Consider the following 24,217-nt stretch of genomic DNA (forward strand, 5'->3'; position numbering starts at 1 on the left):
TACGGAGTGCTCAAGTCTGGACTGCCATATGACCCGAAACTTGCGCTTGCCCGGTGAGGCTCAAGACGGTATCTACATTTGGAATACGTTCCCCTGTAGGAGCTGCCGAAGGCTGCGATCTTTTGATCTTCTCTCAGGCGCTGTGGGACTGCTGGTAATCCGAGAGGGCCGGCAACAATTGCTTGTCGATCGCCTGGCGCACCGCCGGCTGGATGCTGGCGCCGCTGGTGTACATGTCCTTGACCATCTTGCGCAGTTCGAATGCGCGAACATTGTCCAGGCCACGTACCGCACACTCGCAGGCCTGCTCGGCGGTGGTACCGCTCGGCACCTGAATACCCAAGGCCTTGAGCTGGCCCAACAGATCTTCCTGGTCAATCAAATCGGCGTACATCATTACGCAAATCCTTCTGTGGCAACGGAGGTCTTGGCTCGATTCTGGTGGCCCCGACCGGACGCGGCAAGGGCGTTTTGTCGCGGTGGCCGGGACGACTATGAACAGGTCGTTTTCGGCTAACCGACTGGATGGGCGACTAGGCACACTGGCCCCAGCTCGCTTCACGAAGGTTTGGTCACCCTCGCCTGGCAGCTCCTCAACAGTACCCTCCTCAACTCCGATCCTGTCACGGCTTGATCGGAGTTTTTTTTGCTTGTGAATCAGCCAGAGATTTGTTGTTCCCGCTGACGCTTTCGCGAGCAGGCTCGCTCCCACTTTGCAATGCGTACCCCTGTGGGAGCGAGCCTGCTCGCGAAGAACGATGACGCGGTTCAACGTTGCAACACCAGAACCCGCGACAACAACTCATCCCGGTCGACATAGCAGCCCTGAAAATGCCGCGCCCCGGTCGCTGGATCAAAGGCATTGCGTGCATGCAGCGTGCGGCGGTTGTCAAAGCACCACAACTCGCCCGGCTTGAGCCGCTGCATCAGCCGAAATCGCGGCTCGCGGGTCATCGCAATAAAGCGCCGATAGGCTCGATACAGCAAAGGCATCTGCGCCACCGACGTATCGAACGCCCCGCGCAGAAAGTTGGCCATGCGAATCTCCGCCACCCGGCCCAGCGCATCCACAGCGATGATCGGCGCCAGGCAGCGGTAGTCGCTGTGCCGGTCCTTGTTGCGAAATTCCACGGGGATTTCACATAGGGTCTCAAACAGCTGCGGCTCCTCCTGACGCAAGGCGTCGGCGATCGCAAAACCATCGACGAAAATGCTCTCGCCACCCTCGGCATCATTCATCAGGCAATGCAGAAATTGCAGCCCCGGTTGCAGCTCGCGAGTCGGCAGATCCGTGTGCAATGGCAGGTTGAAGGCGGTGTAGGCGTTGCTGTCGGCGTCGGCTTTGGATTGCACATTGAACAGCACGCCGAAATTGCTTTCGCGAATGAAGGAAATCCGCTGCGCGATGAGCTTCAGCGAGCCCGGCTCGGTGGGCACGCCACGCACTTGGGTCAGGCCGATGTCGCGCACGGCGAGCAACCATTGCAGCAGCGCGGCGTTGTCGTTCATCAGCGCGATGTAGTCGAACACCGGCAACCGCAGATCGCTGTGCCACAAATGGGGCTGCGGTTTGCCGGCCAGGCGTTCGGCGCGGGATTCATCGTCATAGGCATGTGCGCGCAACCAGCCCGGATCGAAGCGGCTCAGGTGACCATCCTGCCAGTCGATGCGCAGGCAACCATCGCTGTCGATGCGCGTGGCCAGCGGTCGCAAATCCTCTGCGGCATCGACGCTCTCGAAAACCTGCTCGCGAGTGACGCTGTAGACACATTGATCACACGGGCAATTGTCGCGCAGCCATACGTGGTGAAACGGGCTGACACGCCCGTCAGCCCATTCGACGACAACGCGATCCGCCAAACCCTGCACGCCACCGAGCGCGCTGATCAACGGATAAGTACGAAAATCGGCAACAGCAACGGCGGTGTTCATGGCGGCTCCTTGACAGTGGGAATTTACCGAGCGGGTGGCAGCGCGATCACGCGGCCGATGTAAGCGGGAGCGGGCAGGTCGGTCTGATCGGCGACGATGGCTTGCAGGCGATGCAACGTATCGGGGCTGAACGGCGCCGAGCGCGGGCCGGCGAGGTCGACGTGCAAAAGCATTTGTTCATTGCCGGCCAGCGCTTGCTCATCGCCGACCTTGTGCAGGCTGTGATAGAGGTGCAGGCGCTTGCTGTCGTGGCCGATGATTTGCGTGCGCACTTCCACCTCAGTGTCGAGCTTCACTTCGTGCAGATAATTGAGGTGCAGTTCGAGGGTGAACAGCGAGTGGCCGCTGGCCTCGCGGTTGCTGCTGTCCATGCCGAGGCGGTCCATCAGCGCATCGGTGGCGTAGCTGAAGATCAGCAAGTAAAAGGCGTCGCGCAGGTGGCCGTTGTAGTCGACCCAGTCGGGGATGATGGTGGTTTGGTAGGTGGTGAGGTGGGGCATGGTTTCGGTTTCCGCAGTTGATGGGTGAAGATCAAGAGCAACCCCCTCACCCCAGCCCTCTCCCCCAAGGGGGCGAGGGGGAAAGGGAGCCGATTTTCGAGCCTTTCAAGTCCAGAGTTCGACGCAGTGGTCAAGTCGGCGTAGCTTGCAAAAACACCTCGGTCGGTCCCCTCTCCCTCCGGGAGAGGGTTAGGGTGAGGGCTGCAGTGCCATGTCATACGCATTACTCGCTGAAACTCATTCCATGCTTTTCCTTGGTGGTTTTCACCGCCTCGAGCACCGCCAGCAAACAATCATCACGATAGCGCTCCAGCCCCGAAATGCTGTGCCGGCCGAGCTGATCAGTGGTGCCATCGACCACATCATCGATCAGCTTGTCGGTCAGCTCCGGTGCTGGCAGATACGTCCACGGCAACTGCAGCGCCGGGCCGAACTGCGACATGAAGTGGCGCATGCCGGCATCGCCGCCGGCCAGGGTGTAAGTCAGGAAAGTGCCCATGAACGACCAGCGCAGACCGGCGCCAAAGCGAATCGCATCGTCGATTTCGCCGGTCGTCGCCACACCGTCGTTGACCAGGTGCAACGCCTCGCGCCACAGCGCTTCGAGCAGGCGATCGGCGATGAAACCCGGCACTTCCTTGCGCACATGCAGCGGGCGCATGCCGAGGGATTCGTAGACTTGCATCGCCGCTTGCACCGCCTCCGGCGCGGTATTCTTGCCGCCGACGACTTCGACCAGCGGCAACAGATAAACCGGGTTGAACGGATGCCCGACCACGCAGCGTTCAGGGTGTGTCGAACTCTCGTAGAACTCGCTGGGCAAAAGGCCTGAAGTGCTGGAGCCGATCAGCGCATCGGGCTTGGCGGCGGCGCTGATCTTGCTGTGCAGATCGAGCTTCAGTTCCAGCCGTTCCGGGGCGCTTTCCTGGATGAAATCGGCGTCACGCACGCATTCCTCGATGGTGGCGACAAAGCGCAGACGATCCTGCGAAGCGCCCGGCGCCAAGCCGTTCTTCTCCAGCGCGCCCCACGCATTGGCCACGCGTTGGCGCAATGCCGCCTCGGCGCCGGGCGCCGGGTCCCAAGCCACTACGTCGAGGCCGTGGGCGAGGGCACGGGCGACCCAGCCACTGCCGATGACACCACTGCCCAGAGCGGCGAAGGTTTTGATTTCGGTGATAAAGCGCATGGTGATGTCCTGAAGAGTTCGGTGATCCCTGTGGAAACTCTGTTCTCGTGGCGAGGGGATTTATCCCCGATCGGCTGCGAAGAAGTCGTAAAACCTGTGCTATCGGTCTATCTGATGCCCCGGGTTGTCAGGTTTTGGGGCGGCTTCGCCACCCATCGGGGATAAATCCCCTCACCACGAAATTTATGTTCACAGGGAGAAAGGGTGAGGTTCAGCCGCGCTGAATCAGGCCCATTTTTTTGCGACCTTCTGCCGGTGTGAGCACGCGGGCACCGAGGCGGCTGAGGATTTCCGTGGCGCGTTCAACCAATTGGCCATTGGTCGCCAGCACGCCTTTGTCCAGCCACAGGTTGTCTTCCAGCCCGACCCGCACGTTGCCGCCCAGCAGCACCGCTTGCGCCGCCATCGGCATCTGCATGCGGCCGATGCCGAAGCCGGCCCAGACCGCGTCGCCGGGCAGGTTGTCGACCATGGCTTTCATCGTGGTGGTGTCGGCCGGCGCGCCCCACGGGATGCCCAGGCACAGCTGGAAGAGCGGGTTGTCGAGCAAGCCTTCCTTGATCATCTGCTTGGCGAACCACAGATGCCCGGTGTCGAAAATCTCCAGTTCGGCCTTCACCCCCAGTTCGGTGATGCGCTTGGCGCCGGCGCGCAGTTGCGCCGGGGTAGAGACGTAAATGGTGTCGCCGTCGCCGAAGTTCAGCGTGCCGCAATCGAGGGTGCAGATTTCCGGCAGCAGTTCTTCAACATGGGCGAGACGGGTCAGCGGACCGACCAGATCGGTGTTCGGGCCGAACTCCATCGGCTTCTCGCCCGCGCCGATTTCCAGGTCGCCGCCCATCCCGGCGGTGAGGTTGACGATGATGTCGACGTCCGCCTCGCGGATGCGCTCCATCACTTCGCGGTACAGCGCCACGTCACGGCTGAACTTGCCGGTCTGCGGATCGCGCACATGGCAGTGCACCACGGTGGCGCCAGCCTTGGCCGCTTCCACCGCGGCAGCGGCAATCTGTTTCGGGGTGATCGGCACGTGTGGACTTTTGGCGGTCGTGTCGCCAGCACCGGTAAGTGCGCAGGTGATGATGACGTCGTGGTTCATGGTGCGTTTCCTTCAGGCGTGATGGGTCTGTCCGCAGCCCGTGGCGGGGCTGCGAAGCGTGGTTCAGTTGCCTCTCCCATCTGGGAGAGGGGGGTCAATAAAGGGTTATTTGCTGGTCAGTTGCAGATTTTCAGCAGCCGGTTTGCCATCGAAAGTCGTCACACCTTCAAGCCAGCGCTGTTTGTCTTCGGGGTGATCCTTGAGCCACTGCTTTGCCGACTCGAAGGCGTCCTTGTGATCGAGCAGCGGCTGCATCATCCGGCTCTCGGATTCGGCAGTGAAAGTCAGGTTGGCCAGCAGGCGGCCGATGTTCGGGCATTGCTCGGCATATTTCGGCGCGGTGACCGTCCACACCGTGGCCATGCCTTCGTTCGGACCGAGGGCGTCTTCGCTGCCGGTCAGATAGGTCATCTGAATGTTGACGTTCATCGGGTGCGGCGCCCAGCCGAAGAACACCACGGCTTCCTTGCGCCGTACGGCGCGGTCGACGGCGGCGAGCATGCCGGCCTCGCTCGATTCGACCAGTTGGAATTTGCCCAGACCAAACTGGTTTTTGGCGATCATCGCTTTGATCTGCGTGTTGGCGCCCGACCCTGGCTCGATGCCGTAGATCTTGCCGCCCAATTCCTTCTCGAATTTGGCGATGTCAGCGAAGGTTTTCAGGCCCTTGTCAGCCAGATAGGTCGGCACGGCGAGGGTGGCGCGGGCGTCTTTCAGGCTCGGTGCTTCGAGCACTTTGACCTGATTGGCCTCGACGAATGGCGTGATGGTCTGCGTCATCAGCGGGTTCCAGTAGCCGAGGAACAAGTCCAGGCGCTGATCGCGAATCCCGGCAAAGATAATCTGCTGGGAGGCGCTGGTCTGTTTGGTGCTGTAGCCGAGGCCGTCGAGCAGGACCTGGGTCATGGCACTGGTGGCGATCACGTCAGTCCAGTTGACCACGCCCATGCGTACGTTCTTGCAGGAGGCCGGTTCGGCCGCCATCACGCCGGTGCTGAAAAAAGCGGTACCGCTGAGTGCAAGAACGCAGCTGCTGATCAGTCGTTTCATGTCGGGTTCCTCGGCAGTTCGATTATTGTGGTTCCCGGCATCTGCGCGCCGGTGAAGCCAAGTTACGCAGCTATACGCCCGTGAAAGCGCACTGCGGCGACTGGCATTTGCACTGTAGCGACCTGCACGCTTGAACGCCGCCGATAATCGGCGTATCAACGAGCCACGCGACCCGCCAACCGAGTGCGCCCATGTCCCAGGATTTCTACTTTTTGCTGATGCCGGGGTTCTCCGCCATCGGCTTTATTTCCGCGATCGAACCGTTGCGCGTGGCCAACCGCTTTCGCGGCGAGTTGTACCGCTGGCATGTGCTCAGCGCCGATGGCGGCGCGGTACTGGCGAGCAACGGCATGTCGGTCAACGCCGATGCGGCACTGGAGCCGCTGAAGAAAGGCGCGACCTTGCTGGTGGTGGCCGGCTTCGAACCGCTGAAGTTCATCACGCCGACGCTGGAGCACTGGTTGCGCAGGCTGGACAAGGACGGCGTAACCCTCGGCGCCATCGACACCGGCAGCTTCGTCCTCGCCGAAGCGGGCCTGCTCGATGGCCATCGCCTGACCCTGCACTGGGAGGCGATCGATGCGTTCAAGGAGTCTTATCCACAGCTCAGCGTGACCCAGGAGCTGTTTGAGATCGACCGGCGGCGGATCACCTCGGCGGGAGGAACGGCCTCGATTGATCTGATGCTCGACCTGATCGCCCAGGCCCACGGCCCGCAACTGGCGATTCAGGTCAGCGAGCAGTTTGTGCTCGGGCGCATACGCCCGCGCAAGGATCACCAGCGCATGGAAGTCGCCACGCGCTACGGCATCAGCAACAAGAAACTGGTGCAGGTGATCGGCGAGATGGAGCAGCACAGCGAACCGCCGCTGACCACGCTGCAACTGGCGGAGTCGATCAAGGTGACCCGGCGGCAACTGGAGAGGTTATTCCGGCTGCACCTGAACGATACGCCGAGCAACTTCTATCTGCGGTTAAGGCTTGAGAAGGCCCGGCAATTGCTGCGCCAGACCGATATGAGCGTGCTCGAAGTCAGCATTGCCTGCGGTTTTGAATCACCGTCGTATTTCACCCGCAGTTACCGCGCGCGTTTCGCCCGCTGCCCCCGGGAAGACCGGCATACCGCACAGATCTGAGAGTCAAAAGATCGCAGCCTTCGGCAGCTCCTACAGGGAAATGCATTCCAAAGCAGGAGCTGCCGAAGGCTGCGATCTTTTGATCTTGCTCTTGGTTACTTCTTCACCAACGCTGAACACGCCGCCTTGTAAGCCTCATGCTGATATTTGTTCAACGTCCCCGGCAGTTCAAAGTTGTGCTTCTTGGCCTGGGCATTGATCGTCTGCGGCGACAGCAGCATCACCTCGCACCCATCAAGCAACTGAAACACGCCCTCGATCTTGAACGTCGTCGGCCCACCGGCAAACTCACCCTTCTTGCTGCGTTTCTTGATCGCAATCCGGTCCACCGAGTTCTCCCGCACAAACGACGCCACCTGCGCCGCAAACCGCCGCACATTCGCCGCCTCGTCATCGTCGTCCAGAGCAATCTTTTTCGTGGCGAGTGGGACGTGGCTCAAGGTCGAACCGTCGAGCGCAGCCACGGCGATGATCGCTTCGCTGCCTTTGATTTCGATGCCGCAGATGTTCATGGGAATTCCTTTGAATAAAGAGGGCAGCCTACAGCTCAAGCTGACTGGCTGTGATGCCGAACGCGGCGGCGATTTTCTCGCGGGTGGCCTTGCGGGGTTTGGCGACTGTTTCCTGCTGGGCAAACGCCGGTTGCGAGATGCCCATGCGCTTGGCCACTTCTTCCTGAGTCAGGTTGAGATATTCGCGCCAGGCGCGGATCGGTGTTGCGCCATCAACCATATGGCTGACCACTTCATGAGGAATCATTGATTTATCCTTTGTATGTTTATTCCTGCCCGATCGACTCCAAAAACTCCGACCGTTCATCACTCATCCGCGCGACACAATCATTCTGCGCAATGGTGAACGCCTTGCTCCCCGCCGTTGCCGGGAACGCTTCCACCGCGCAATCCGCATCCCGCGTCTTCAACCACTGCTGCTGGGCGGTTTTCAGTTTGGCGGTGATGTCGGCCAGTTGCGTCGGGTTCTTGCCGTAGGCGGCCTGCATGCGTTCGTTGAGGCTGGCGTAGTTATCTTTGAGCAGGTCTTCGGCGGTGCTCCGGCTGTAGGCGGAGCATTCCAGGGTCTGGATGTCGTTTTCCACCGCATCGCACGGGTTGTTCTCGGATTCTTCGGCGGCGTGGACGCCGGTCGCAATCAGTGCCAGGGCGAGGAAGATCGATTTCATTGGGGTCGCTCTAATCCATTGGTAGGTGCAGGCTGCGGCAGATTCTGGCGCAAGCGCGCGGGCTTGAACAGCCAGCCGAGGAGGGCGGCCGACGACCCTTTGTCGCGGATTGACGCTTTCGGCAATTCCCCTGTCGTTTTTGCACCCGGTCGCCCCGGCACCGAGGCATATGCTGGCCCCAAAGCGCCGGCAGACGATTCGGCGCATGAATCGCCAATAAGGGGACGCCTGATGAGCCCAGCCGAATTACACGCCGACAGCATCGTTATCGACGGTCTGATCATTGCCAAATGGAACCGCGAGCTGTTCGAAGACATGCGCAAGGGCGGTCTGACGGCAGCCAACTGCACTGTGTCGGTGTGGGAAGGCTTTCAGGCGACCGTGAACAACATCGCTGCCAGCCAGAAACTGATCCGCGAAAACAGCGACCTGGTGATGCCGGTGCGCACCACCGCCGACATCCGCCGCGCCAAGGAGCAGGGCAAGACCGGCATCCTCTTCGGCTTCCAGAATGCTCACGCTTTCGAAGACCAGATCGGCTATGTCGAGGTGTTCAAGCAGCTCGGCGTTGGCATCGTGCAGATGTGCTACAACACCCAGAATCTGGTCGGCACCGGTTGCTACGAGCGTGACGGCGGCCTGTCGGGTTTTGGTCGCGAGATTGTCGCCGAGATGAACCGCGTCGGCGTCATGTGCGACCTGTCCCACGTCGGTTCCAAGACATCTGAAGAAGTCATTCTCGAATCGAAAAAACCGGTCTGCTACTCGCACTGCCTGCCGTCGGGTCTCAAAGAGCATCCGCGCAACAAGTCCGATGCAGAGCTGAAGTTCATTGCCGACCACGGCGGTTTCGTCGGCGTGACCATGTTCGCGCCGTTCCTCGCCAAGGGCATCGATTCGACCATCGACGATTACGCCGAAGCGATCGAATACACCATGAACATCGTTGGCGAAGACGCCATCGGTATCGGCACCGATTTCACTCAGGGTCACGGCCAGGACTTCTTCGAATACCTGACCCACGACAAGGGCTACGCCCGCCGCCTGACCAGCTTCGGCAAGATCATCAACCCGCTGGGCATCCGCACCGTCGGCGAATTCCCCAACCTCACTGAAACCCTGCTCAAGCGCGGCCATTCCGAGCGCGTGGTGCGCAAGATCATGGGCGAGAACTGGGTCAACGTCTTGAAAGATGTCTGGGGCGAATAAGCCGCCGCACTTCTGAATCCTTTCCCCCGGCCATCCGCGCCGGGGGCAACACACAAAATTTTCTGGAGTTAAGTTTCCATGGCCAAGATCGCCCCGCAATTGCCTATCGAAGTCGACAGCGAGACCGGTGTCTGGACCTCCGACGCCCTGCCAATGCTGTATGTGCCGCGTCACTTTTTCGTCAACAACCACATGGGCATCGAGGAAGTGCTCGGCGCTGAAGCCTATGCCGAGATCCTCTACAAGGCCGGCTACAAATCCGCCTGGCACTGGTGTGAAAAGGAAGCCGAATGCCACGGCCTGGAGGGCGTCGCGGTGTTCGAGCACTACATGAAGCGCCTGTCGCAGCGCGGCTGGGGCCTGTTCAAGATCCAGGACATCGACCTCGACAAAGGCACCGCCAGCGTCAAGCTCGAGCACTCGGCATTCGTCTATGTCTACGGCAAGGTCGGGCGCAAGGTTGATTACATGTTCACCGGCTGGTTCGCCGGCGCCATGGACCAGATTCTCGAAGCCGGTGGCAGCAAGATCCGTACTGTGGCCGAACAAGTCTACGGAGGCTCCGAAGAGGGCCACGATGACGGCTTGTTCATCGTCAAGCCGTTGTAAGCCGAGGACCGTGCCATGGCTTTCGAAGCAATGTTCCAGCCGATTCAGATCGGCAAACTGACCATCCGCAACCGCGTGCTCAGCACCGCGCACGCCGAGGTCTACGCGACTGACGGTGGCATGACCACCGACCGCTACGTCAAGTATTACGAAGAGAAAGCCAAGGGCGGTATCGGCCTGGCCATCTGCGGCGGTTCGTCCGTCGTGGCGATCGACAGCCCGCAGGAATGGTGGAGTTCGGTCAATCTGTCCACCGACCGGATCATTCCGCACTTCCAGAATCTGGCCGACGCCATGCACAAGCATGGCGCCAAGATCATGATCCAGATTACCCACATGGGTCGTCGCTCGCGCTGGGACGGTTTCAACTGGCCGACCTTGATGTCGCCCTCGGGCATCCGTGAACCGGTGCACCGCGCCACTTGCAAAACCATCGAGCCGGAAGAGATCTGGCGGGTGATCGGCAACTACGCCCAGGCTGCGCGCCGGGCCAAGGCTGGTGGCCTCGATGGCGTCGAACTGTCGGCCGTGCACCAGCACATGATCGACCAGTTCTGGAGCCCGCGCGTCAACAAACGCACCGATGAATGGGGCGGCACCTTCGAAGGGCGGATGAAGTTCGGCCTGGAAGTCCTGAAAGCTGTGCGCGCCGAGGTCGGTGACGACTTCTGCGTGGGCATGCGCCTGTGCGGTGACGAGTTCCACCCGGACGGCTTGTCCCACGAGGACATGAAGCAGATCGCCAAGTATTACGACGACACCGGCATGCTCGATTTCATCGGCGTGGTCGGCTCGGGTTGCGATACCCACAACACCCTGGCCAACGTTATTCCGAACATGAGTTATCCACCGGAGCCGTTCCTGCACCTGGCTGCCGGGATCAAGGAAGTGGTCAAGGTGCCGGTGTTACACGCGCAGAACATCAAGGACCCGAACCAGGCCACGCGCATCCTTGAAGGCGGTTACGTCGACATGGTCGGCATGACCCGCGCGCACATCGCCGACCCGCACCTGATCGCCAAGATCAAGATGGGCCAGATCGACCAGATCAAGCAGTGCGTCGGCGCCAACTATTGCATCGACCGCCAGTATCAGGGTCTGGACGTGCTGTGCATCCAGAACGCCGCGACCTCCCGTGAATACATGGGCGTGCCGCACATCATCGAGAAATCCACCGGGCCGAAACGCAAAGTGGTGATCGTGGGTGCCGGCCCGGCCGGGATGGAAGCCGCGCGCGTGGCTGCCGAGCGTGGCCACGACGTCACGCTGTTCGAGAAAAAAGACTTCATCGGCGGGCAGATCACCACCGCATCGAAAGCACCGCAGCGTGACCAGATCGCCGGTATCACGCGCTGGTTCCAGCTGGAACTGGCGCGGCTGAAAGTCGATCTGCGCCTGGGCACGGCGGCGGATGCCGACACCATCATGGACCTGCGTCCGGATGTCGTGGTGCTGGCGGTCGGCGGTCATCCGTACCTTGAGCAGAACGAACACTGGGGCGCGGCCGAAGGGCTGGTGGTCAGCAGCTGGGACGTGCTCGACGGCAAGGTTGCGCCGGGCAAGAACGTGCTGGTCTACGACACCATTTGCGAGTTCACCGGCATGTCGGTCGCCGACTTCCTCGCCGACAAGGGCAGCCAGGTCGAGATCGTCACCGACGACATCAAACCGGGCGTGGCCATCGGCGGCACGTCGTTCCCGACCTACTACCGCAGCATGTACCCGAAAGAAGTGATCATGACCGGCGACATGATGCTGGAGAAGGTCTACCGCGAGGGCGACAAGCTGATCGCAGTGCTGGAGAACGAATACACCGGCGCGAAAGAGGAACGGGTGGTCGATCAGGTGGTCGTCGAAAACGGCGTGCGCCCGGACGAGGAAATCTACTACGCCCTCAAGGACGGCTCGCGCAACAAGGGCCAGATCGACGTCGAAGCGCTGTTCGCGATCCAGCCGCAACCTTCGCTGAGCGAAGCGGGCGACGGCTACTTGCTGTTCCGCATCGGCGACTGTGTGGCGCAGCGTAATACCCATGCCGCCATTTACGACGCACTTCGGCTCTGTAAGGATTTTTGACGGCTCAGCTGCAAGCCACAAGCTGCAAGCTGCAAGTAAAAGCACAGCCGATCCATGCTGCTCTTTCTTGCCGCTTGTAGCTTGCAGCTTGCCGCTCGCCAGAGGTGACTCTGATGTTGAACACCCTTCTTCCAATCCTGTTGTTCGCCGCTCTGGGCCTTGCGGTCCTCGGCGCGTTGCGGCGGATGAACATGTGGCGCCGGGGGCGGGCGGCGAAGGTCGATCTGCTCGGCGGTCTGCTGGCCATGCCCAAGCGCTACATGGTCGACCTGCACCACGTTGTGGCGCGGGACAAATACATTGCCAACACCCACGTCGCCACGGCGGGCGGTGCGGTGGCGTCGATCGTGCTGGCCATTCTTGTGCACGGTTTTGGCCTGCATAACCGCATCCTCGGCTACGCCTTGCTGCTGATGTCGGCGGTGATGTTCGTCGGCGCGATCTTCATGTACCTGCGCCGGGTCAATCCGCCTGCACGTCTGTCGAAAGGCCCGTGGATGCGCCTGCCGAAAAGCCTGCTGGCGTTCTCCGCGTCGTTTTTTCTGGTGACTCTGCCTGTGGCGGGAATCCTGCCGGAAAACTTCGGCGGTTGGGTGCTCGCCGCCATTCTCGGTGTTGGCGTGCTGTGGGGTGTGTCGGAACTGTTCTTCGGCATGACCTGGGGCGGGCCGATGAAACACGCCTTTGCCGGTGCCCTGCATCTGGCTTGGCACCGCCGTCCGGAACGCTTTGGTGGTGGGCGCTCGACCGGTTTGAAACCGCTGGACCTGAACAATCCCGATGCGCCGCTGGGCGTGGAAAAACCCAAGGATTTCACCTGGAACCAGTTGCTCGGTTTCGACGCCTGCGTGCAGTGCGGCAAGTGCGAAGCAGCGTGCCCGGCCTTCGCCGCCGGCCAGCCGCTCAATCCCAAGAAACTGATTCAGGACATGGTCGTTGGCCTCGCCGGAGGCACTGACGCGAAGTTCGCCGGCAGCCCGTATCCGGGCAAACCAATCGGCGAGCATGGCGGCAGTCCGCATCAACCGATCGTCAACGGTCTGGTCGACGCCGAAACCCTGTGGTCGTGCACCACCTGCCGTGCCTGCGTCGAGGAGTGCCCGATGATGATCGAGCACGTCGATGCGATCGTCGACATGCGCCGGCATCTGACCCTGGAAAAAGGTGCGACGCCGAACAAGGGTGCCGAAGTTCTCGAGAACCTTATTGCAACCGACAACCCTGGCGGTTTCGCCCCGGGCGGGCGGATGAACTGGGCGGCGGATCTGAACCTCAATCTGCTCAGTGAGAAGAAATCCACCGACGTGCTGTTCTGGGTCGGCGACGGCGCCTTCGACATGCGCAACCAGCGCACCCTGCGCGCGTTTGTCAAAGTGCTGAAAGCGGCCAACATCGACTTCGCCGTGCTCGGCCTTGAAGAACGTGACAGCGGCGATGTGGCGCGGCGTCTCGGTGACGAAGCGACGTTCCAGTTGCTGGCCAAGCGCAACATCCAGACGTTGGCCAAATACAGCTTCAACCGCATCGTCACCTGCGATCCGCACAGTTTCCATGTGCTGAAAAACGAGTACGGCGCCTTCGATGGCAACTACCTGGTGCAGCACCACAGCAGCTACATGGCCGAGATCATTCAGGCCGGCGCGCTCAATCTCGGTCAGCACAAAGGCAACAGCGTGACCTATCACGATCCGTGCTACCTGGGCCGCTACAACGGCGAGTACGAAGCGCCGCGCGAAGTGCTGCGAGCGCTCGGCATCGAAGTCAAAGAGATGCAACGGTCCGGCTTCCGCTCACGCTGCTGCGGCGGCGGTGGCGGCGCGCCGATCACTGACATTCCGGGCAAGCAGCGCATCCCCGACATGCGCATGGAAGACATCCGCGAAACCGGCGCCGAACTGGTGGCGGTGGGTTGTCCACAGTGCACGGCGATGCTCGAAGGCGTGGTTGAACCGCGTCCACTGATCAAGGACATCGCCGAACTGGTCGCCGACGCGTTGCTTGAGGACGCCGCGCCAAGCAAGCCTGCCACGCCGGCCAAACGTGAACCTGCGGAGGTGCACTGATGAGCGACATTATCCGCCGCGACCCGCGCGCCGAATGGATTGCGCGCAACCGCCTGCATCCGCTGCACGCGGCGATGCAACCGGCGCAACACAGCTGGATGGGGCCCAACGGCGTCATTCGCAAGAATCTGCACGGCCTGGGTTTTATCGGCCCCAACGGCATCAAACGCATTGACCGCAGCGGCGCGCAGCAGGGTGGGGCGGTCAAGCGCTCGGCTGCTGTTGAAGTGCAGTTGCCGCTGCATCAGGTACCGGCTCCGGCGTTCTACATCAGCGTGGTGCCGGATATGGTCGGCGGTCGCCTGAGCAGCCACGACCGCGATCTGCTCGGCCTCGCTCACCAACTGGCCGGCAGAGATGGTGCAGTGCTCGCCGTGGTGTTCGGCGAACACAAGGAAAGCGCTTTCGAAACTGCTGGCGTCGATCGCCTGCTGGTGCTTGAAGGCGAGGAATTCAGCGGTTATGCACCGGAACAGCGGGTGCAGGGCTTGCGCGCTGTGGATAACCAGTTCAATCCGCGTCACTGGTTGCTGCCGGACAGCCGCAGCGGTGGCGGCGAACTCGGCCGGCGCTTTGCTGCAGCCTTGGGCGAGCGCCCGGCCACGCGGGTCTGGCAGGTCAAGGATCAGGAGTGCATCGGCCGCGCCGGGGCCGGATTGCAAGACCTGGCGCGTCCAGTGGCGCGGTTGATTCTCGCCGCTGCCGAATGCGCGGAGCCGGTCAGCGAAACCCGTCACGAAGCGTTGCCAGTGGAGTTATCCACAAGCGTCGCGCGCAGCTTGTCGCGAATCGAAGATCTTGGTGCCGTGGCGGTGGATCCGGCTGCTATCCCGATGGCCGAAGCCGAGTTCATCTTCTCCGGCGGTAACGGCGTCAAGAACTGGCAGTTGTTTCACGAAACGGCAGCAGCCCTCGGCGCCACCGAAGGCGCTTCGCGGGTTGCGGTGGACGACGGCTTCATGGCGCGGGATCGCCAGGTTGGCGCGTCCGGCACCTGGGTCACTGCGCGGGTTTATGTGGCTGTGGGTATCTCCGGCGCGATCCAGCACCTGCAAGGCATTGGCGCCTGCGACAAGGTGGTGGCGATCAACCTCGATCCGGGTTGCGACATGATCAAGCGTGCCGACCTCTCGGTGATCGGCGAAAGCGCAGAGATTCTGCAAGCGTTGATCGAAGCGGTCGCGGCTTACCGCAACGAAGCCAAGCGCGATGCGGCGTAAGGAAACCTTATGAACACGAACGTTATCAGTCTGGTTTCAATCGGCGCTCACCCGACCTCGGGTCGGCCACGGCGCGCCGATCAGGATGCGCGCGCGGTGGAACTGGGCCTGCAACTGGCTGGGGATAACCTGCAAGTGCTGCACGCCGGTGATGTTGCCGAACCGGCACTGCGTGCCTATCTGGGCATGGGCCTGGAACAGCTGCATGTGCTGGAACAACCCGCTGGCGCCGATGCCTTGCCGGCGCTGACCGCATACCTGCGCGATGCCGGAGCGCAAGTGGTGCTGACCGGCAGCCAGGCGGAAACCGGAGAGGGTTCGGGGATGTTGCCGTTCCTGCTGGCCGAAGGTCTGGGCTGGCCGCTGGTGGTGGGCCTGGCGCAGGTCGAATCGATCAACGACGGGTCGGCGCTGGTCCTGCAAGCGTTGCCGCGCGGCCAGCGACGCCGCTTGAAGGTCAAACTGCCGTTTCTGGCCACTGTGGATAACGCCGCCCCGAAGCCTCGGCAGAGCGCGTATGGCCCGGCACGACGGGGCGAATTGGCCGCCGATGACGTTGAAGTGGTGGAGGACCAATTGTTGGCCGTCGCCACGCTGCAGCCGGCCAAGCCACGGCCCAAGCGCTTGAAGGTGATCAAGGCGAAGAGCGGCGCCGACCGGATGAAGGCCGCGACGGCCAAGGCCAGTGGCGGCGGGGGGCAGGTGCTCAAAGGCGTTACTGCGCAGGCTGGGGCGGAGGCGATTCTGAAGCTGCTGATTGAAGAGGGCGTTGTCCGCTAGTCACCCTCTTCCTGGCATGGAATAACCAATGTGGGAGCGAGCCTGCTCGCGAAGGCAGACTGTCAGCCGACACATGCATCGACTGACCCGACGCATTCGCGAGCAGGCTCGCTCCCACATTGGTATTCATTCACAGCCAACCTTTACTGTTTACCCACAAACCCTGTTGGCGAAGCTGTGGATAACGTGTTCGCCCTTGCTCGCACCCCACGCCATTCAAGCCTTCCAGCCAGACGATCAAAAAACGATCAGCGTAACTCACGGATTTCTCGGGCTTTTCCGTCGTGATAAATCGACAAGTTGCCCCCAGTCTCTGTTGGCGCTTCTGTGGATAAGATGTTCGCTCTCAGCTGTAGGCCATATGGATCAGGGCTTACAGGTGTTTGATCAATTATTGATCAAATGTAACTCCCGGGCGCCGAGAGCTGTTAAGGCGAACGGGTTTCCCCAGTCATAGGTGTTTTCCACAGAAGAGTGAAAGTTGTCCCCGATCTCTGTTGGCGCTTCTGTGGATAACGTGTTCGCTACCCGCTGGAGGCCTTTGAAACCGTGGTCCGCATGGCGTTGATCAAAAAACGATCGATCGTTTTCAGAAGCTGTGATTCAGAATAAGTCACGGTTTTTCTTTGCAAATCAGCAAGATATTTTTTCACTCATCCACAGTTACCCCCATTTGCTGTGGGCGGGTATGTGGATAACTTGTTTGCGGAAGGCTGGAGGGCTTGGTGGGTATGGGGGCGGGGGTGGTTGATCGGAAATTGATCAATCAGACTTGTGATGTAGGTCAGGACGCCTTCGCGAGCAGGCTCGCTCCCACAGGGGAATGCATTCCACCTGTAGAAGCTGCCGCAGGCTGCGATCTTTTGTTCTTGATCAGCCCTGAACCGGTACGCCTTTGAGGTAAGGCGCAGGCTCGGCCCCGAGGTTGTTCAACATCCGCTCGCTGTACCAATCGACGAAGTTGACCACGCCGAATTCATAGGTCTTGGAGTAAGGCCCCGGCTGGTAAGCAGTGGAGTTGATCCCGCGCTGGTTTTCCTCAGCCAGACGACGGTCCTGATCGTTGGTCGCGTCCCACACCTGGCGCATGCGCTCGACGTCGTAATCGACACCTTCCACCGCGTCCTTGTGCACCAGCCACTTGGTGGTGACCATGGTTTCCTGGGCGCTGATCGGCCACACGGTGAAGACGATGATGTGGTCGCCCATGCAGTGGTTCCACGAGTGCGGCAGGTGCAGGATGCGCATCGAGCCCAGGTCCGGGTTCTTGATCCGGCCCATCAGTTTCGCGCAGCCCTGCTTGCCGTCGAGGGTCATCGACACGGTGCCCTTGAGCAGCGGCATGCGCACGATGCGGTTGCGCAGGCCGAAACTGGCGTGGGCGTAAGGGATCTTTTCCGCTTCCCAGGCAGCGGCGGAGGCGGCGACGTGATCCTTGAACGCCTGATCGGCGCGCGGGTCGGTGACGTCGTCCCACTCCAGCAGGGTTTTCAACAGTTCCGGGTGCGACGCGTTGCAGTGGTAGCACTCACGGTTGTTTTCCAGCACCAGTTTCCAGTTGGCTTTCTCCATCAAGGTGGTGGTAATCGCCACCTTGGTGTTCTCCATGTCGTACGGTTCCATGTAATGGTTGAGCGTCGACAGGAAGTCATCAATGGCCGGCGGGTTCTCCGCCAGGCTGATGAAGATGTAGCCGCCAGCGGTTTTCACGTTCACCGGTTTCAGGCCGTACTGCTTCATGTCGAAGTCGGCGCCCATCTCGGTGCCGGCGAACAACAGGCGACCGTCCAGTTCGTAAGTCCACTGGTGGTAATGGCAGACCAGTTTGGCGACTTTGCCTTTTTCACTGGTGCACAGGCGCGAGCCACGGTGGCGGCAGACATTGTGGAACGCGTGCACCACGCCCTCGGCGCCACGAATGACGATGATCGGGTTCTTGCCGACCTGCAGGGTCAGGTAGTTGCCCTTGGCCGGGATCTCGCAGGTCATGCCGGCGATCAACCATTCCTTCTGGAAGATCTCCTGCATATCGATATCGAACAGGCGCTCGTCGCTGTAGAACGGCTGTGGCAGCGAAAAAGTGCGCTCGCGCTCCTGGAGCATTTGTGCGGTGGCCTTGCGTGCGGGTTCCAGCGGATCGCCCAGGCTGATTTTTGCGGTGACGTCCATCGATGTAATCCTCATGGCCCTCTGCGTGGCCGGCGAAAGTGGCTGATCAGGTGTGCTGCAAAACGGTTGCTACGCAAGGTGTAAAGAAGTCGTCTTGTGTTGGGGCGAGTGTGGGGCCGGCGCTGGGGGGAACCTTATCCATGCGCGACATGGCGCAATCTGTTCCCGACGCGCAAGGCCCGGTGTTCAAGGGCTGGTCGCGATAAGTATGTCAATGTCGCGGATAGGTAAACGCGCGGTCTGCGCTATACGCAGAATCGCCGACAAGAGGCCGACAGTCGGCCGTGGAGAACAGCATGTCCAACAGCTTCCTGAATCCGGTCACCACCCAGACCTGGGCCAATGGCCGACACATTGTCCGTTGCGTCAAAGTCATCCAGGAAACCTGGGATGTGCGCACTTTCTGCTTTATGGCCGACCAGCCGATCCTGTTCTTCTTCAAGCCGGGGCAGTTCGTCACCCTGGAGCTGGAAATCGAAGGCCAGCCGATCATGCGCTCGTACACCATTTCCAGCTCGCCGTCGGTGCCGTACAGCTTTTCGGTGACGATCAAACGCGTGCCGGGCGGCAAGGTCTCCAACTGGTTGCACGACACTTTGCATGAGGGGCAAGAACTGGCGGTGCACGGCCCGGTCGGGCTGTTCAACGCGATCGACTTCCCGAGCCCGAAGGTTCTGTATTTGAGCGGCGGCGTCGGCATCACGCCGTGCATGTCGATGGCGCGCTGGTTCTACGACACCAACGCTAACGTCGACATGACGTTCGTGCACAGCGCGCGGTCGCCGAAAGACATCATTTACCACCGCGAGCTTGAGCACATGGCGTCGCGGATCGACAACTTCAGCCTGCACCTGATCTGCGAAAAACACGGCCTCGGTGAGCCATGGGCCGGTTATCGCGGTTACCTGAACCACAAGATGCTCGAACTGATGGTTCCGGACTTCCTCGAACGCGAAGTGTTCTGCTGCGGCCCGACGCCGTACATGACTGCGGTCAAACGCTTGCTGGAAGCGGCCGGCTACGACATGTCGCGCTACCACGAAGAATCCTTCGGCGCCACGCCACCCGAGGCCCGCGCCGACGCGGTGGAACAGGCCGAACAAGCCGCCGATGCGCCGGAAATCGACGCCGCGGATCTGCATCAGGTTGAATTCACCGCGTCCGGCAAGAGCATCCGCGTCGGCCCGGGCGAAACCGTCCACGCGGCAGCCGCCAAACTCGGCCTGATGATCCCGAAAGCCTGCGGCATGGGCATTTGCGGGACATGCAAGGTGATGAAACTGGGCGGCGAAGTGGAGATGGAGCACAACGGCGGGATTACCGAGGATGACGAGGCCGAAGGGTTTATCCTGTCGTGCTGCAGCGTGCCGAAGGGGGATGTGCGGATTGAGTTCTGAGGCTTTTATGATCGTTCCCACGCTCCGCGTGGGAATGCCGCCCGGGACGCTCCGCGTCCCATTTCAATACCAGCGCTGAATCTCGATCATTCCCTCCATTCCCGCGTAGTCCCTGGCACTCGAATAACGCCAATGCTCCGGTAAATCCACATATCCGCGTTTCACCGGGTTGTTGTGGATGTATTCAAGTTTCTGGCGCATCACCGATTCGCTGTAGACCATTTCCGCGTGCGCGCCTTCTTGCCACAGTTGATACACCCGGTCCTGCTTATGCGCGCGTTTGCTGAAGCGCAGGCGCTGCAAGGCTTTGTCGGCGCCTTTTGTTTGCAAGTCATTGATGATTTGTCGCGCGGTGAAGGACTTGAACTGGCTGAGGCATTTGCTCAGATCGGGTGCTTGGGCGACGAAGTGCAGGTGGTTTTCCAGAATCACGTAGCCGTATAGCTTTAAGTCATGATGAGCCTGTTGATATCGCCAGCAGTTGAGCAGGTGCTCAACGATGTACGGGCGAATGAATAACGGCAACCACTCCATTACGGTGCAGGTGAGGAAATGCGGTTTGTCGCTTTCGGTAATCGTATAGCGGTTGCGGCCCATGGGATTCGATCCTTGAATCTTGCGGTGCGAATGAGATGGAACGCGGAGCGTCCCGGGATGCGTTCCCACGCGGAGCGTGGGAACGATCAGGGTGAGGCCGGAGTAGGGAACGTGCTAGAAGAGACGTCTGCAACTACAGTGGGAAAAGTCATTCCCGACCTAAGATCGTTCCCACGCTCCGCGTGGGAATGCAGCCACTGACGCTCCGCGTCATAGCGGTTTTCAGCCTGTCGCCAAGGGTGAAGCTGGAACGCGGAGCGTCCCTGGAGGCATTCCCACGCGGAGCGTGGGAACGATCAGGGTGGGGCAGATGTGGAGATAAAGATCGTTCCCACGCTCTGCGTCATAGCGGTCTTGACCGTGTCGATAATGGTGAGGCTGGAACGCGGAGCGTCCCTGGAGGCGTTACCACGCGGAGCGTGGGAACGATCAGGGGGGGGCAGATGTGGAGATAAAGATCGTTCCCACGCTCTGCGTGGGAATGCAGCCACTGACGCTCTGCGTCATAGCGGTTTTCAGCTTGTCGCCAAGGGTGAAGCTGGAACGCGGAGCGTCCCGGGAGACATTCCTTTGCTGCGCGTGGGAATGATCATGGGCGGGATCAGGCCGACATGACCTCGCGAATATCCCGCGCCAGTTCGCGCACGCGTTCTTCTTCGGTGTCCCAGGAGCACATGAAGCGTGCGCCGCCCTTGCCGATGAAGGTGTAGAAGCGCCAGTTCTTTGCAGTCAGCGCGGCGATGGCCGGCTCGGACAGTTGCAGGAACACGCCGTTGGCCTGCACCGGGAACATCAGTTCGACGCCGGGGATGTCGCTGACCAGTTCTGCCAGCAGTTGCGCGCAGTGGTTGGCGTGGCGGGCGTATTTGAGCCAGGCGTCGTTTTCCAGAATGCCGACCCACGGTGCCGACAAAAAGCGCATCTTCGACGCCAGTTGCCCGGCCTGCTTGCAGCGGTAGTCGAAGTCTTCGGCCAGTTTGTGGTTGAAGAACAGGATCGCTTCACCCACCGCCATGCCGTTCTTGGTGCCGCCAAAGCACAGCACGTCGACGCCGGCTTTCCAGGTCAGATCGGCGGGCGAGCAGCCGAGGAATGCGCAGGCGTTGGAAAACCGCGCGCCGTCCATGTGCAGGTGCAGGCCCAGCTCCTTGCAGGTTGCGCTGATGGCGCGGACTTCTTCCGGGGTATAAACGCTGCCGACTTCAGTGGCTTGAGTCAGGGTCACCACGCGCGGTTTCGGGTAGTGGATGTCCTGGCGCTTGAGCGCGACTTCGCGGATCGATTGCGGGGTGATCTTGCCGTTTTCAGTGCCGGCGATCAGCAGCTTCGAGCCGTTGGAGAAGAATTCTGGAGCGCCGCATTCGTCGGTTTCGACGTGGGCGGTTTCCGAGCAGATCACGCTGTGGTAACTCTGGCACAGCGACGACAGTGCCAGCGAGTTGGCGGCGGTGCCGTTGAAGGCGAAGAACACTTCGCAGTCGGTTTCGAACAGTTTGCGGAAATGATCGGCCGCGCGGGCGGTCCATTCATCGTCGCCGTAAGCGCGCTGGTGGCCGTGGTTGGCCTGTTCCATGGCGGCCCAGGCTTCCGGGCAGATACCGGAATAGTTGTCGCTGGCGAATTGTTGGCTCTTGTCGGTCATGGCCGGCTTCCGTAATCGAGACTCTTGTGAAGGCTCGTGGTCAATGAGGATGCGCACTTTACCGAAGATCTTCCGGGGAGCACACGTGATGTCGGGTGCAGAAAATTACCAGTTTATGGGTCGATTATGCACCTGAGCCAACGCGACGGTGCCCTGGATCTGCTCAAGTGGCTGGCGTTGCTGAGCATGTTGCTCGATCACCTGCGATATGTCGGCTTCTCCGCCGATTGGTTGTATGTGCCCGGGCGATTGGCGTTTCCATGGTTTTGCCTGGCGATGGCGGCGAATCTGGCACGAGACGGTTCGCGCAAAATGGAATGGCGCTATCTGGGCTGGCTGTTGCTGTTCAGTGCAATCAGCGAAATCCCTTATCGCTTTTATATCCCCGACCCTGACACGTTCAACGTGATGCCGACGCTGGCGCTGGGCTTGCTGGTGGCGCGCGGCTGGCAGGACTCAGCGTCGGTGCCACGGTTGCTCGCGCTGGCCGCGCTGGTGGTTGCGGCGGTTTTTTCAGAACGACTGATGTTCGGTTTCTTCGGCGTATTGTTGCCGCTGGCGCTGCTGCTGGTGTTCCGCCGACTTTGGTATTTCAGCCTGTTGCCGGGGCTGGTGTGTCTGGCGGCGAACCAATGGCAGGTGCTGCTCGAATCGGCGCGTTTCGGCAACAGCGTGGCGATGCTTGGGCTGGCGGCCTGTGTGTTTGCGCCGATGCTCGGAATGTTCTTGTTGCGACATGGGCGACATGTCCGGCCTCCACCGATGCGGCGCTGGGCGTATGCGCTGTATCCCGCGCATTTCCTCCTGCTGCTCGCCGTCCGCCAAATCATTGCCTGACCCCTGTAGGAGCTGCCGAAGGCTGCGATCCTTTGATCTTCAAAGTCAAAGTCAAAAGATCGCAGCCTTCGGCAGCTCCTACAGGGGGAGTGCATTCTTCGGGTCATTTCCAGCCATGTCGTAAACGCACCTTTGCGTGGCGTCCGCAGGCATTTGAGCTGTCTGCGCCGGTCATACCATCGCATCAAAGGGCACTGCCATCATTGCCAGTGCCTTACCGAGACGAATGGCGCACAGATGCCGCTGGGAGAGACGCGATGTTCAGCAAGCAAGACCAGATCCAGGGTTACGACGATGCACTGCTGGCGGCGATGAATGCCGAGGAGCAACGTCAGGAAGATCACATCGAGCTGATCGCGTCGGAGAACTACACCAGCAAGCGCGTCATGCAGGCGCAAGGCAGCGGCCTGACCAACAAATACGCCGAGGGCTATCCGGGCAAGCGCTACTACGGCGGCTGCGAGCATGTGGACAAAGTCGAAGCGCTGGCCATCGAGCGCGCCAAGCAATTGTTCGGCGCCGATTACGCCAACGTCCAGCCGCACTCCGGTTCCTCGGCCAACAGCGCCGTGTACCTGGCGCTGATCCAGCCGGGCGACACCATCCTCGGCATGAGCCTGGCCCACGGCGGTCACCTGACCCACGGCGCGAAAGTGTCGTCCTCGGGCAAGCTCTATAACGCCGTGCAGTACGGCATCAACACCGACACCGGGTTGATCGACTACGACGAAGTCGAGCGTCTGGCCGTCGAGTGCAAACCGAAAATGATCGTTGCCGGTTTCTCCGCTTACTCGAAAACTCTGGACTTCCCGCGCTTCCGTCAGATCGCCGACAAGGTCGGGGCGCTGCTGTTCGTCGACATGGCTCACGTCGCCGGTCTGGTCGCTGCGGGCCTGTACCCGAATCCGCTGCCGTACGCCGATGTGGTCACCACCACCACGCACAAAACCCTGCGCGGTCCGCGTGGCGGGCTGATCCTGGCCAAGTCCAACGAAGAGATCGAGAAGAAGCTCAACGCGGCCGTTTTCCCCGGCGCCCAGGGCGGCCCGCTGATGCACGTCATCGCCGGTAAAGCGGTGTGCTTCAAGGAAGCGCTGGAGCCTGGCTTCAAGGCTTATCAGCAACAAGTGATCGACAACGCCCAGGCGATGGCCAGCGTGTTCATCAAGCGTGGCTACGATGTGGTCTCCGGCGGCACCGACAACCATCTGTTCCTGGTCAGCCTGATCCGTCAGGGCCTGACCGGCAAGGACGCCGACGCCGCGCTGGGCCGCGCGCACATCACGGTGAACAAGAACGCCGTGCCGAACGACCCGCAGTCGCCATTCGTGACCTCGGGCCTGCGCATCGGCACCCCGGCGGTGACCACGCGCGGCTTCAAGGTCAGCCAGTGCGAAACCCTCGCCGGCTGGATCTGCGACATCCTCGACAACCTCGGCGACGCCGATGTCGAGGCCAATGTCGCCCAGCAGGTCTCGGCCCTGTGCGCAGACTTCCCGGTTTATCGCTGAGTCGGTTTTGGAGTAATGACT

The 24,217-nt window shown here is 61.0% G+C and carries 20 protein-coding genes and 2 pseudogenes; 10 read left to right on the forward strand and 12 right to left on the reverse strand.

Annotated elements, in window-relative coordinates:
- Positions 1–133: 133 nt before the first annotated feature.
- The 6 genes from AC0IXA_RS21380 to AC0IXA_RS21405 form a co-directional block, all read right to left on the reverse strand.
- A complete protein-coding gene (locus AC0IXA_RS21380) occupies positions 134–397 on the reverse strand; it encodes a hypothetical protein (RefSeq protein WP_016772808.1) in 264 nt (87 codons plus the stop codon).
- A 371-nt stretch (positions 398–768) separates the two neighbouring features.
- Positions 769–1,932 carry a gamma-butyrobetaine dioxygenase gene (locus tag AC0IXA_RS21385; RefSeq protein WP_471814470.1) on the reverse strand — a complete coding sequence of 388 codons (1,164 nt, stop codon included), beginning with the start codon at positions 1,930–1,932 and terminating at the stop codon, positions 769–771.
- Positions 1,933–1,955: 23 nt separating this feature from the next.
- Complete coding sequence (locus AC0IXA_RS21390) at positions 1,956–2,432, reverse strand: thioesterase family protein (RefSeq protein ID WP_016772810.1); 477 nt, start codon at positions 2,430–2,432, stop codon at positions 1,956–1,958.
- A 223-nt stretch (positions 2,433–2,655) separates the two neighbouring features.
- Positions 2,656–3,621 (reverse strand): L-carnitine dehydrogenase, encoded by a 966-nt coding sequence (locus tag AC0IXA_RS21395; RefSeq protein WP_341638075.1) that lies wholly within the window; start codon positions 3,619–3,621, stop codon positions 2,656–2,658.
- A gap of 211 nt (positions 3,622–3,832) precedes the next feature.
- On the reverse strand, positions 3,833–4,720 hold the full coding sequence (gene cdhC / locus AC0IXA_RS21400; RefSeq protein ID WP_341638074.1) for a 3-dehydrocarnitine:acetyl-CoA trimethylamine transferase CdhC: 888 nt from the start codon (positions 4,718–4,720) through the stop codon (positions 3,833–3,835).
- A 105-nt stretch (positions 4,721–4,825) separates the two neighbouring features.
- Positions 4,826–5,770 (reverse strand): choline ABC transporter substrate-binding protein, encoded by a 945-nt coding sequence (locus AC0IXA_RS21405; protein ID WP_071173857.1) that lies wholly within the window; start codon positions 5,768–5,770, stop codon positions 4,826–4,828.
- Positions 5,771–5,961: 191 nt separating this feature from the next.
- Between AC0IXA_RS21405 and AC0IXA_RS21410 the strand changes: the two are divergent.
- Positions 5,962–6,989 (forward strand): annotated as a pseudogene (locus tag AC0IXA_RS21410) (GlxA family transcriptional regulator).
- A gap of 12 nt (positions 6,990–7,001) precedes the next feature.
- Here AC0IXA_RS21410 and AC0IXA_RS21415 read toward each other — a convergent pair.
- From AC0IXA_RS21415 to AC0IXA_RS21425, 3 genes and pseudogenes are all read right to left on the reverse strand, one after another.
- Positions 7,002–7,418 carry a DUF3010 family protein gene (locus tag AC0IXA_RS21415; RefSeq protein ID WP_341638072.1) on the reverse strand — a complete coding sequence of 139 codons (417 nt, stop codon included), beginning with the start codon at positions 7,416–7,418 and terminating at the stop codon, positions 7,002–7,004.
- 28 nt (positions 7,419–7,446) lie between these two features.
- Positions 7,447–7,674: pseudogene (locus AC0IXA_RS21420) on the reverse strand (helix-turn-helix domain-containing protein); the annotation flags it as partial.
- Between the two features lie 10 nt (positions 7,675–7,684).
- On the reverse strand, positions 7,685–8,086 hold the full coding sequence (locus tag AC0IXA_RS21425; RefSeq protein WP_341638071.1) for a lysozyme inhibitor LprI family protein: 402 nt from the start codon (positions 8,084–8,086) through the stop codon (positions 7,685–7,687).
- A gap of 231 nt (positions 8,087–8,317) precedes the next feature.
- On the opposite strand from AC0IXA_RS21425, the gene AC0IXA_RS21430 reads away from it, so the two are divergent.
- The 6 genes from AC0IXA_RS21430 to etfB all read left to right on the forward strand — a co-directional run bounded on the left by AC0IXA_RS21430 (position 8,318) and on the right by etfB (position 16,043).
- Positions 8,318–9,295 (forward strand): dipeptidase, encoded by a 978-nt coding sequence (locus AC0IXA_RS21430; RefSeq protein ID WP_007962626.1) that lies wholly within the window; start codon positions 8,318–8,320, stop codon positions 9,293–9,295.
- Positions 9,296–9,373: 78 nt separating this feature from the next.
- Positions 9,374–9,904, forward strand: coding sequence for a DUF5943 domain-containing protein (locus AC0IXA_RS21435; protein ID WP_341638070.1), 531 nt, complete (start codon positions 9,374–9,376; stop codon positions 9,902–9,904).
- Positions 9,905–9,919: 15 nt separating this feature from the next.
- Entirely contained in the window at positions 9,920–11,980 is a 2,061-nt protein-coding gene (gene dgcA / locus AC0IXA_RS21440) for a dimethylglycine demethylation protein DgcA (RefSeq protein WP_024014595.1), read from the forward strand.
- A 113-nt stretch (positions 11,981–12,093) separates the two neighbouring features.
- Positions 12,094–14,043 (forward strand): dimethylglycine demethylation protein DgcB, encoded by a 1,950-nt coding sequence (dgcB, locus tag AC0IXA_RS21445; RefSeq protein WP_471814471.1) that lies wholly within the window; start codon positions 12,094–12,096, stop codon positions 14,041–14,043.
- Entirely contained in the window at positions 14,043–15,263 is a 1,221-nt protein-coding gene (gene etfA, locus AC0IXA_RS21450) for an electron transfer flavoprotein subunit alpha (RefSeq protein ID WP_471814472.1), read from the forward strand. Before dgcB ends, etfA begins: the two co-directional genes overlap by 1 nt.
- A gap of 9 nt (positions 15,264–15,272) precedes the next feature.
- The gene (etfB, locus tag AC0IXA_RS21455) at positions 15,273–16,043 is read left to right on the forward strand and encodes an electron transfer flavoprotein subunit beta (protein WP_024014592.1); all 771 of its coding nucleotides are present in this window, start codon (positions 15,273–15,275) and stop codon (positions 16,041–16,043) included.
- Between the two features lie 873 nt (positions 16,044–16,916).
- On the opposite strand, the gene gbcA is transcribed toward etfB, so the two are convergent.
- Positions 16,917–18,212: a glycine-betaine demethylase subunit GbcA gene (gbcA, locus tag AC0IXA_RS21460; RefSeq protein WP_016772823.1), complete on the reverse strand. Its 1,296-nt coding sequence runs from the start codon at positions 18,210–18,212 to the stop codon at positions 16,917–16,919.
- Positions 18,213–18,508: 296 nt separating this feature from the next.
- Between gbcA and gbcB the strand changes: the two genes are divergently transcribed.
- Positions 18,509–19,609 carry a glycine-betaine demethylase subunit GbcB gene (gbcB, locus tag AC0IXA_RS21465; protein WP_016772824.1) on the forward strand — a complete coding sequence of 367 codons (1,101 nt, stop codon included), beginning with the start codon at positions 18,509–18,511 and terminating at the stop codon, positions 19,607–19,609.
- Positions 19,610–19,672: 63 nt separating this feature from the next.
- On the opposite strand, the gene AC0IXA_RS21470 is transcribed toward gbcB, so the two are convergent.
- Both AC0IXA_RS21470 and AC0IXA_RS21475 read right to left on the reverse strand, forming a co-directional pair.
- Complete coding sequence (locus tag AC0IXA_RS21470; RefSeq protein ID WP_151551869.1) at positions 19,673–20,206, reverse strand: REP-associated tyrosine transposase; 534 nt, start codon at positions 20,204–20,206, stop codon at positions 19,673–19,675.
- 601 nt (positions 20,207–20,807) lie between these two features.
- Complete coding sequence (locus AC0IXA_RS21475) at positions 20,808–21,848, reverse strand: threonine aldolase family protein (RefSeq protein ID WP_016772826.1); 1,041 nt, start codon at positions 21,846–21,848, stop codon at positions 20,808–20,810.
- Positions 21,849–21,974: 126 nt separating this feature from the next.
- Here AC0IXA_RS21475 and AC0IXA_RS21480 point away from each other — a divergent pair, with 126 nt between their 5' ends.
- Positions 21,975–22,685 (forward strand): TraX family protein, encoded by a 711-nt coding sequence (locus AC0IXA_RS21480; RefSeq protein ID WP_471814473.1) that lies wholly within the window; start codon positions 21,975–21,977, stop codon positions 22,683–22,685.
- Between the two features lie 257 nt (positions 22,686–22,942).
- On the forward strand, positions 22,943–24,196 hold the full coding sequence (gene glyA / locus AC0IXA_RS21485; protein ID WP_024014589.1) for a serine hydroxymethyltransferase: 1,254 nt from the start codon (positions 22,943–22,945) through the stop codon (positions 24,194–24,196).
- Positions 24,197–24,217 lie beyond the last annotated feature (21 nt).

The organism is Pseudomonas sp. AC083, assembly GCF_979253165.1.